Origin of the sequence: Bradyrhizobium sp. (assembly GCF_036735945.1) — a bacterium.
In the GTDB taxonomy this organism is placed as follows: Bacteria; Pseudomonadota; Alphaproteobacteria; order Rhizobiales; family Xanthobacteraceae; genus Bradyrhizobium.
Window position 1 is genome coordinate 1 of record NZ_DAINNI010000185.1, and the last position, 6,940, is coordinate 6,940.

Below are 6,940 nucleotides of genomic sequence, written 5' to 3' on the forward strand. Positions count from 1 at the left end.
CCAGCGGTTCGCCGCCGGTGAGGCGGATCTTGCGCACGCCCTTGGCGATGAAGGCCGAGCACAGACGGTCGAGTTCCTCCAGCGTCAGGAGGTCCTTCTTCGGCAGGAACGTCATGTCCTCGGACATGCAGTAGAAGCAGCGCAGGTCGCAGCGATCGGTCACCGATACGCGCAGGTACCGGATCGTCCGGCCGAAGGGGTCAACCATCGGACGGAACAGCTGATCGGGTGAAGGGGATCCGCTCATTTAAAAACTGCCTTGTCGCCTTGCAGAAGGCTGCCTCTGTCTACTGTTGGCTACCATAATCTAGGCACCTTGTATGGCGCCCACAATCCGCAACGGCGATCAGAATATCCTGCCGCGGCGGCCGGGATCATCGCGCGGGGTGTGCCGGGGCAGGGGCGTCGGCCGACGCTGTCCTTCGGCTTCGAGCGGGGACCTGTAACGCCAAAGCATCGTCGCAGATACACATGATAAGTCAATGCTTTACGAGGGAGGCGGGGCCTTTCTGAGCCCTTCCACCGCGGCCGGCAGGTCACGCATATGGCCGATCAGCCGGTCCGGCTTCAGCTCGGCGATCGGCACGTCCGTATAGCCGAACTCGACGCCGATCACGGGAACGCCCGCCCGCCGCGCGACGCCGACGTCGGGCCCGGCGTCACCGACCATGATGGTGGCGCCGATCGTCCCTCCGGCCCGGGCCACCGTCTGCTGCAGGATGATCGGGTCGGGCTTGGCGATACCGAACGTATCGGCGCCGCAGATAGCGGAAAACCGTCTGCTCAGGTCCAATTGGTCAAGCAGCCGCTTCGACAGCCATTCCAGCTTGTTGGTGCAGACCGCAAAGCGGCAGCCCTGCGCCGCGAGTTCGTCGAGCGCGGCCTCCAGCCCGTCGAACGGCCGCGAAGCGTCCGCGATGTGGTCGGCGTAATAGTCGACGAATTCCCTGGTGAGGCGGTTGAGGTCGTCGGCGCTGGTGACGCGGCCATCCACCTCGAGCCCGCGCTCGATCAGCTTGCGCGCCCCGGCGCCGATCATGCTGCGGGCGGATTCAAAGGGGACCGGCGGCAGGCCTTCACGGTCGAGCACGTAATTGAGTGCGGCGATCAGGTCCGGCGCGGTATCGACGAGGGTGCCGTCAAGGTCAAAGACAATTGTGCGGGGAAGGGTCATCCGGATTGGCTAGCGGCAGGCGGGATATCATGCAAGTAGGGAATTGCTATCATGAGGAAACGACCATGCGGGAGCTTGCCGGCAAGACGGCCTTCATAACCGGTGGGGCTGCCGGGATCGGCGTGGCGCTCGGCCGTGCGTTTGCTGGGGCCGGGATGAAAGTGATGCTGGCGGATATCGAGACGGATGCCTTGAACGCGGCCGTCAAGAACCTGCAGGACATCTCACCCGATGTAAGCGGCACGGTCTGCGATGTTGCCGATGCCGAAAGCGTTGAGCGCGCTGCAAAGGCCGCGTTCGACGCGTTCGGGAAGGTGCATGTGGTCTGCAACAATGCCGGCGTCGCCGCCGGTGGCGGCATCGACCATATCTCGCTCGATAATTGGCGATGGGTGATCGACGTCAACCTGATGGGCGTGCTTCACGGCATCAGGAGCTTCCTGCCGCACATCCGCGCGCATGGCGAGGGCGGTCATTTCGTCAACACGGCGTCGATGGCGGGGATGCAGCCCGGCTTGGGATTGAGCCCCTATTGTGCGAGCAAATTTGCCGTGGTGAGCATGTCGGAAGGGCTCGCGATGCAACTCCAGCCGCTCGGCATCGGCGTCAGCGTGTTATGTCCCAGCTATGTGCGTACCCGTATCGGCGAGAGCGGGCGCAATCGACCCGCTCGCTATGGTCAGTCGCAACCGCTGGATCCCGCCAGCCCGGCGGCAGCGACGGTGGCGGCGATCGCCCGCAATATCGACGCGGGACTTGCGCCGGAGACAGTCGCGGCGCGCGTACTCGACGCGATCCGCCACGATGAGCTGTACATTTTCACCCATCCCGGCATGCGGGCCGAGGTCGAGCCGCGATTTGCCGCCATTCTGGCTGCGATGGACCGGGTTTCGCCTCCATAATCCTGCTTACACAGGACTTTGGACGCTGTTCCTTCCGGTAAAACGACGCTAGACATGCGCCCGCGGATCGGCGGATTCCCGGGAGCATCGTCAGCACGTGAACATGGACCAACTGAAGCGGCAGGCGGCGGCCCAAGCGCTGGAGCAGGTGCAGGACGGCATGCGGCTCGGGCTCGGCACCGGCTCGACGGCCAGGCACTTCGTTGACCTGCTCGGCGAGCGGGTGGCCGGCGGTTTGCGCGTGATCGGCGTGCCGACCTCGGAAGCGACCCGCGCCCAGGCCGAGGCCTGCAGGATTCCCCTGACCACGCTGGATGAAATCGACCGGCTCGATCTCACCGTGGATGGCGCCGACGAGATCGATTCCGCGCTCAACCTGATCAAGGGCGGCGGCGGTGCGCTGCTGCGCGAGAAGATCGTGGCGGCCGCTTCGGATCGCATGATCGTGATTGCCGACGACAGCAAATGGGTCGATGTCCTCGGCCGTTTCCCCCTGCCTGTCGAGGTCATCCCGTTCGGGCTGGCGGCAACCCGGCGGGCCATGGCCAAGGCATTTGCCCAAAGCAGCGTTTCCGGGCAAATGGGGCTCCGCAAGGGCAAGGACGGCCACGTTTTTGTCACCGATGGCGGCCACTGGATTGTCGATGCCCATCTGGGGCGCATCACGGATGCGCCGCGTCTGGCGGGCCTGTTGAGCCTGATCCCGGGTGTCGTCGAACACGGGTTGTTCATTGGCCTGGCCAGCACCGCCTTCCTGGCAGGTGCCCAGGGAATTCGCGTAGTTGAGCGGCGGTAACGCCGGAAATCGAGGAGAATCGGAATGAAGAGCCTTTCACGGATTTTGTCGGCGGCCGGCCTTGCAGTGGGACTGGCCCTGACCGCCGTCCCGGCCGACGCACAGCAGAAAAACGCGGCACCCACCCTGGCTGTGCCCGGGATGAAGCCCGGCTCACCGGCGGCGATCGCCGCCGCCAAGGAAATTCTGGCGATGAAGAATGCGAGCGGGATGTATGCCGCGGCCGTTCCCAATCTCGTCGAGCAGACCAAGAACACGCTGATGCAGAGCAATCTGAACTACCAGAAGGACCTCAACGAGGTCGCGGTGATCGTCGCCAAGAATCTCGCCGGCCGCGAGAAGGAGATCGGCGAAGGCATGGCGCAGGTCTACGCCAACGAATTCACCGAGCAGGAGCTGAAGGACCTCGTCACCTTCTACAAGTCGCCGCTGGGCCAGAAACTGCTCACCGCCGAACCGCGCGCCATTCAGCTCAGCATGTCCTACATGAACCAGTGGGCGCAGGCCTTCGCCGAAGTCATCAACGGCCAGTTCCGCGCCGAGATGAAGAAGCGCGGCAAGGAAATCTGAGTGGGCGGATAGCGAGCAGCGAATGGAAGACGCGTAACCGGGGCGGCTGACCATTCGCTATTCGCCTCTCGCCACTCGCGGAAACTGAGGCTGACCATGGCTGGATTCGACGTCGATCTCTTCGTCATCGGTGGTGGTTCGGGCGGCGTTCGCGCCGCCCGAATCGCAGCCGGTTACGGCGCCAGGGTCATGGTCGCCGAGGAATACCGGATGGGCGGCACCTGCGTGATCCGCGGTTGCGTGCCGAAAAAGCTGTTCGTGATCGGCTCCCATGTCCGCCACGAGATCGCCGACGCCGCGGGCTTCGGCTGGACCATCCCCGACGTCTCCTTCGACTGGCCGACGCTGGTCGCCAACAAGGACAAGGAGATTGCGCGGCTCGAAGGCATCTATGCCGCCAATGTCGAGAAATCAGGCGCGCGCATTGCGAAGACCCGCGCAGTTCTGGAAGACACCCACACGCTGCGCCTGATGACCGGCGAGAAGGTCACCGCCAGATATATCCTGATCGCCACCGGCGGCGCGCCCAACCACGGCCGCGAGATTCCCGGCATAGAGCATGTGATTTCCTCGAACGAGGCGTTTCACCTGACCGAACTGCCGAAGCGCATCGTGATCCAGGGCGGCGGCTATATCGCGCTGGAATTCGCCGGCATCTTTGCCGGCTTCGGCTCCGACGTCACCGTGATCTATCGCGGCGACAACATCCTGCGCGGTTTCGACGAGGACGTCCGCAAGCACGTCCGCGCCGAGATGGAGAAGCAGGGCATCACCATCATCACCGGCTGCACCATCGAGAAGGTGGAGAGGCACGGCGACGAATTCACCACGCATCTGTCGAGCGGCTCCAGCATTGCCTCCGAGAAGGTGATGTTCGCGATCGGACGGCACCCCAACGTCGTCAATCTCGGGCTGGAGAAGGCCGGCGTCGCCATCAATCCGGGGAATGGCGGCATCGCGGTCGACGAATGGTCGAAGACCTCGGTCGACAACATCTATGCGATCGGCGACGTCACCCATCGCCTGAACCTGACGCCGGTGGCGATCCGCGAGGGTCATGCCTTTGCCGACACCGTGTTCGGCAAGCGTCCGGTCAAGGTCGATCACGACACCATCCCGACCGCGGTGTTCTCGCAGCCCGAAGTTGGCACGGTGGGCCTGACCGAAGCGCAGGCGCGCGCGCAATTCGACCATGTCGATATCTACAAGGCAGATTTCCGTCCGATCAAGGCGACGATGTCCGGCCGCGACACCCGCGTGCTGATGAAACTCGTGGTCGACGGCACGACCGATCGCGTGCTCGGCTGCCACGTCGTCGGCGACGCTGCCGCGGAGATCGTGCAGGCGGTGGCCATCGCGGTGAAGATGAAGGCGACCAAGGCCGACTTCGACTCTACGATCGCGCTGCATCCGACCGCCGCGGAAGAACTGGTGACGATGCGGACGCCGACGGCGCGGCATGTGAGGCAGGCGGCGGAGTAGGGTGGTTTCATCTGTAGCCCGGATGAGCGAAGCAATATCCGGGACCTTTGCTTCCCGCATCTCGCTTCGCTCATGCGGGCTACGTGACCGGCATTCTAGAACAAGGGCAGACCAACAATGATTGAGCAGATCGGTATCGTAGGCGCGGGCACCATGGGTAACGGCATCGCCCAGGTTTGCGCCGCCGCCGGGCTCCCCGTCGTCATGAGCGACATCTCCGACGCCGCACTCACGCGTGGCATGTCTGTTGTGTCCGGTAGCCTCGAGCGCCTCGTCAACAAGCAGAAGATGACCGATGCCGACCGGCAGGCCGCGCTGGCGCGGATCACGACGACCACGGACACCACAAAGTTTTCCACCTGCGATCTCGTCATCGAGGCGGCGACCGAGAACGAAGACCTGAAGGTCAAGATCCTGAAGGATCTTTGCGCAAAGCTGCGTCCGCAGGCGCTGCTCGCGACCAACACGTCGTCGATCTCGATCACCAAGCTTGCCGCAGCGACCGATCGTCCCGACCGCTTCATCGGCATGCATTTCTTCAACCCGGTGCCGCTGATGGCGCTGCTGGAGTTGATCCGCGGTCTGCAGACCTCAGACGACACCCACGCCAAGGCGGAAGCCTTTGCCAAGCGGGTCGGCAAGGTCGCGATCACGGCGAAGAACAGCCCGGGCTTTGCGGTCAACCGCATCCTGTGCCCGATGATCAACGAAGCGATCTTCGCGCTGCAGGAGGGTATTGCGACCGCCGAGGACCTCGATGCCGGCATGAAGCTCGGCTGCAATCACCCGATCGGCCCGCTGGCGCTCGCCGACATGATCGGCCTCGATACGATGCTGTCGGTGATGGAGGTCTTCTACGAAGGCTTCAACGATCCGAAATATCGCCCCGCGCCCCTGCTCAAGGAAATGGTCGCCGCCGGCCATCTCGGCCGCAAGACCGGGCAGGGATTCTACAGCTACGGGAAGTGAGCAGTTAGGTGGGTTAGCGTCAGGCCTGCTCGGCCGCTGCTTGTCCCCCTCAGCTTCCGCGAGTACGGCCAGCAAATTCGAATTCGGCTTGCGCTGCAAGGGCTTGTCAGGACAGGTTGAAATCTAACTGGCGGTGGGGCGAAGGCCTGTGTATAACGCGGCCCTTCCGATAAGTTACGGTTTTTGCTCAGGAGTTGACCTCATGTCCGAGCGGTGGACGCCCGACAGCTGGCGCACCAAGCCGGTGCTGCAAGTGCCCGACTATCCCGATGCCAAGGCATTGGCCGACGTCGAGGCGCAGCTCGCCACGTTCCCGCCGCTGGTGTTCGCCGGCGAGGCCCGCAACCTGAAAAAGGCGCTGGCGCGGGTAGCGAAGGGCGAGGCCTTCCTGCTGCAGGGCGGCGACTGCGCCGAGAGCTTTGCCGAGCATGGCGCCAACAACATCCGCGACTTCTTCCGCGTGCTGCTGCAGATGGCGGTGGTTCTGACCTATGCCGGCGCGCTGCCGGTGGTGAAGGTCGGCCGCATCGCCGGGCAGTTCGCCAAGCCGCGCTCGTCGAACACCGAGAAGATTGGTGGCGTCGAGCTGCCGAGCTATCGCGGCGATATCATCAACGACATCGCGTTTACGCCGGAAGCGCGCATTCCCGATCCGCAGCGCCAGATGATGGCGTACCGGCAATCGGCCGCGACGCTTAATCTTCTGCGCGCGTTCGCGACCGGCGGCTTTGCCAATCTCGGCAGCGTGCACCAGTGGATGCTCGGCTTCCTCAAGGATTCCCCGCAGTCGCGGCGCTACAAGGAGCTGGCCGACCGTATTTCGGACGCGCTCAACTTCATGCGCGCCTGCGGCCTCGATCTCGAAAGCCATCCGGAGCTGCGCGCGACCGATTTCTACACCAGCCATGAGGCGCTGCTGCTCGGCTACGAGCAGGCGTTCACCCGCGTCGATTCCACGACCGGCGACTGGTACGCGACCTCGGGCCATTTCATCTGGATCGGCGACCGCACCCGCCAGCTCGATCACGGCCATGTCGAATATTTCCG

Annotated in this window: 8 protein-coding genes; 6 read left to right on the forward strand and 2 right to left on the reverse strand. The window is 64.0% G+C overall.

Annotated features, from left to right (window positions below; genetic code table 11):
- A partial coding sequence (locus tag V7E26_RS28325) for a radical SAM protein (protein WP_324422693.1) occupies nucleotides 1–247 on the reverse strand: 247 nt, incomplete at its 3' end.
- Nucleotides 248–487: 240 nt separating this feature from the next.
- Complete coding sequence (locus tag V7E26_RS28330) at nucleotides 488–1,174, reverse strand: HAD family hydrolase (RefSeq protein WP_324422694.1); 687 nt, start codon at nucleotides 1,172–1,174, stop codon at nucleotides 488–490.
- Nucleotides 1,175–1,239: 65 nt separating this feature from the next.
- Between V7E26_RS28330 and V7E26_RS28335 the strand changes: the two genes are divergently transcribed.
- The 6 genes from V7E26_RS28335 to V7E26_RS28360 all read left to right on the forward strand — a co-directional run.
- Complete coding sequence (locus V7E26_RS28335) at nucleotides 1,240–2,076, forward strand: SDR family NAD(P)-dependent oxidoreductase (protein ID WP_324422695.1); 837 nt, start codon at nucleotides 1,240–1,242, stop codon at nucleotides 2,074–2,076.
- 103 nt (nucleotides 2,077–2,179) lie between these two features.
- Nucleotides 2,180–2,872, forward strand: a complete 693-nt coding sequence (gene rpiA, locus V7E26_RS28340; protein ID WP_324422696.1) for a ribose-5-phosphate isomerase RpiA — start codon at nucleotides 2,180–2,182, stop codon at nucleotides 2,870–2,872.
- A gap of 24 nt (nucleotides 2,873–2,896) precedes the next feature.
- Nucleotides 2,897–3,442: a DUF2059 domain-containing protein gene (locus V7E26_RS28345; RefSeq protein ID WP_324422697.1), complete on the forward strand. Its 546-nt coding sequence runs from the start codon at nucleotides 2,897–2,899 to the stop codon at nucleotides 3,440–3,442.
- A 96-nt stretch (nucleotides 3,443–3,538) separates the two neighbouring features.
- Nucleotides 3,539–4,924 (forward strand): glutathione-disulfide reductase, encoded by a 1,386-nt coding sequence (gor, locus tag V7E26_RS28350; protein WP_324422698.1) that lies wholly within the window; start codon nucleotides 3,539–3,541, stop codon nucleotides 4,922–4,924.
- A gap of 117 nt (nucleotides 4,925–5,041) precedes the next feature.
- Nucleotides 5,042–5,893: a 3-hydroxybutyryl-CoA dehydrogenase gene (locus tag V7E26_RS28355; RefSeq protein ID WP_324422699.1), complete on the forward strand. Its 852-nt coding sequence runs from the start codon at nucleotides 5,042–5,044 to the stop codon at nucleotides 5,891–5,893.
- 202 nt (nucleotides 5,894–6,095) lie between these two features.
- A partial coding sequence (locus V7E26_RS28360; protein WP_324422700.1) for a 3-deoxy-7-phosphoheptulonate synthase class II occupies nucleotides 6,096–6,940 on the forward strand: 845 nt, incomplete at its 3' end.

Bases quoted from the DNA above. Each gene is read 5' to 3' on its own strand.
- V7E26_RS28330 (WP_324422694.1), bottom strand. From the start codon at position 1,174: ATGACCCTTCCCCGCACAATTGTCTTTGACCTTGACGGCACCCTCGTC.
- V7E26_RS28335 (WP_324422695.1), top strand. From the start codon at position 1,240: ATGCGGGAGCTTGCCGGCAAGACGGCCTTCATAACCGGTGGGGCTGCC.
- rpiA (WP_324422696.1), top strand. From the start codon at position 2,180: ATGGACCAACTGAAGCGGCAGGCGGCGGCCCAAGCGCTGGAGCAGGTG.
- V7E26_RS28345 (WP_324422697.1), top strand. From the start codon at position 2,897: ATGAAGAGCCTTTCACGGATTTTGTCGGCGGCCGGCCTTGCAGTGGGA.
- gor (WP_324422698.1), top strand. From the start codon at position 3,539: ATGGCTGGATTCGACGTCGATCTCTTCGTCATCGGTGGTGGTTCGGGC.
- V7E26_RS28355 (WP_324422699.1), top strand. From the start codon at position 5,042: ATGATTGAGCAGATCGGTATCGTAGGCGCGGGCACCATGGGTAACGGC.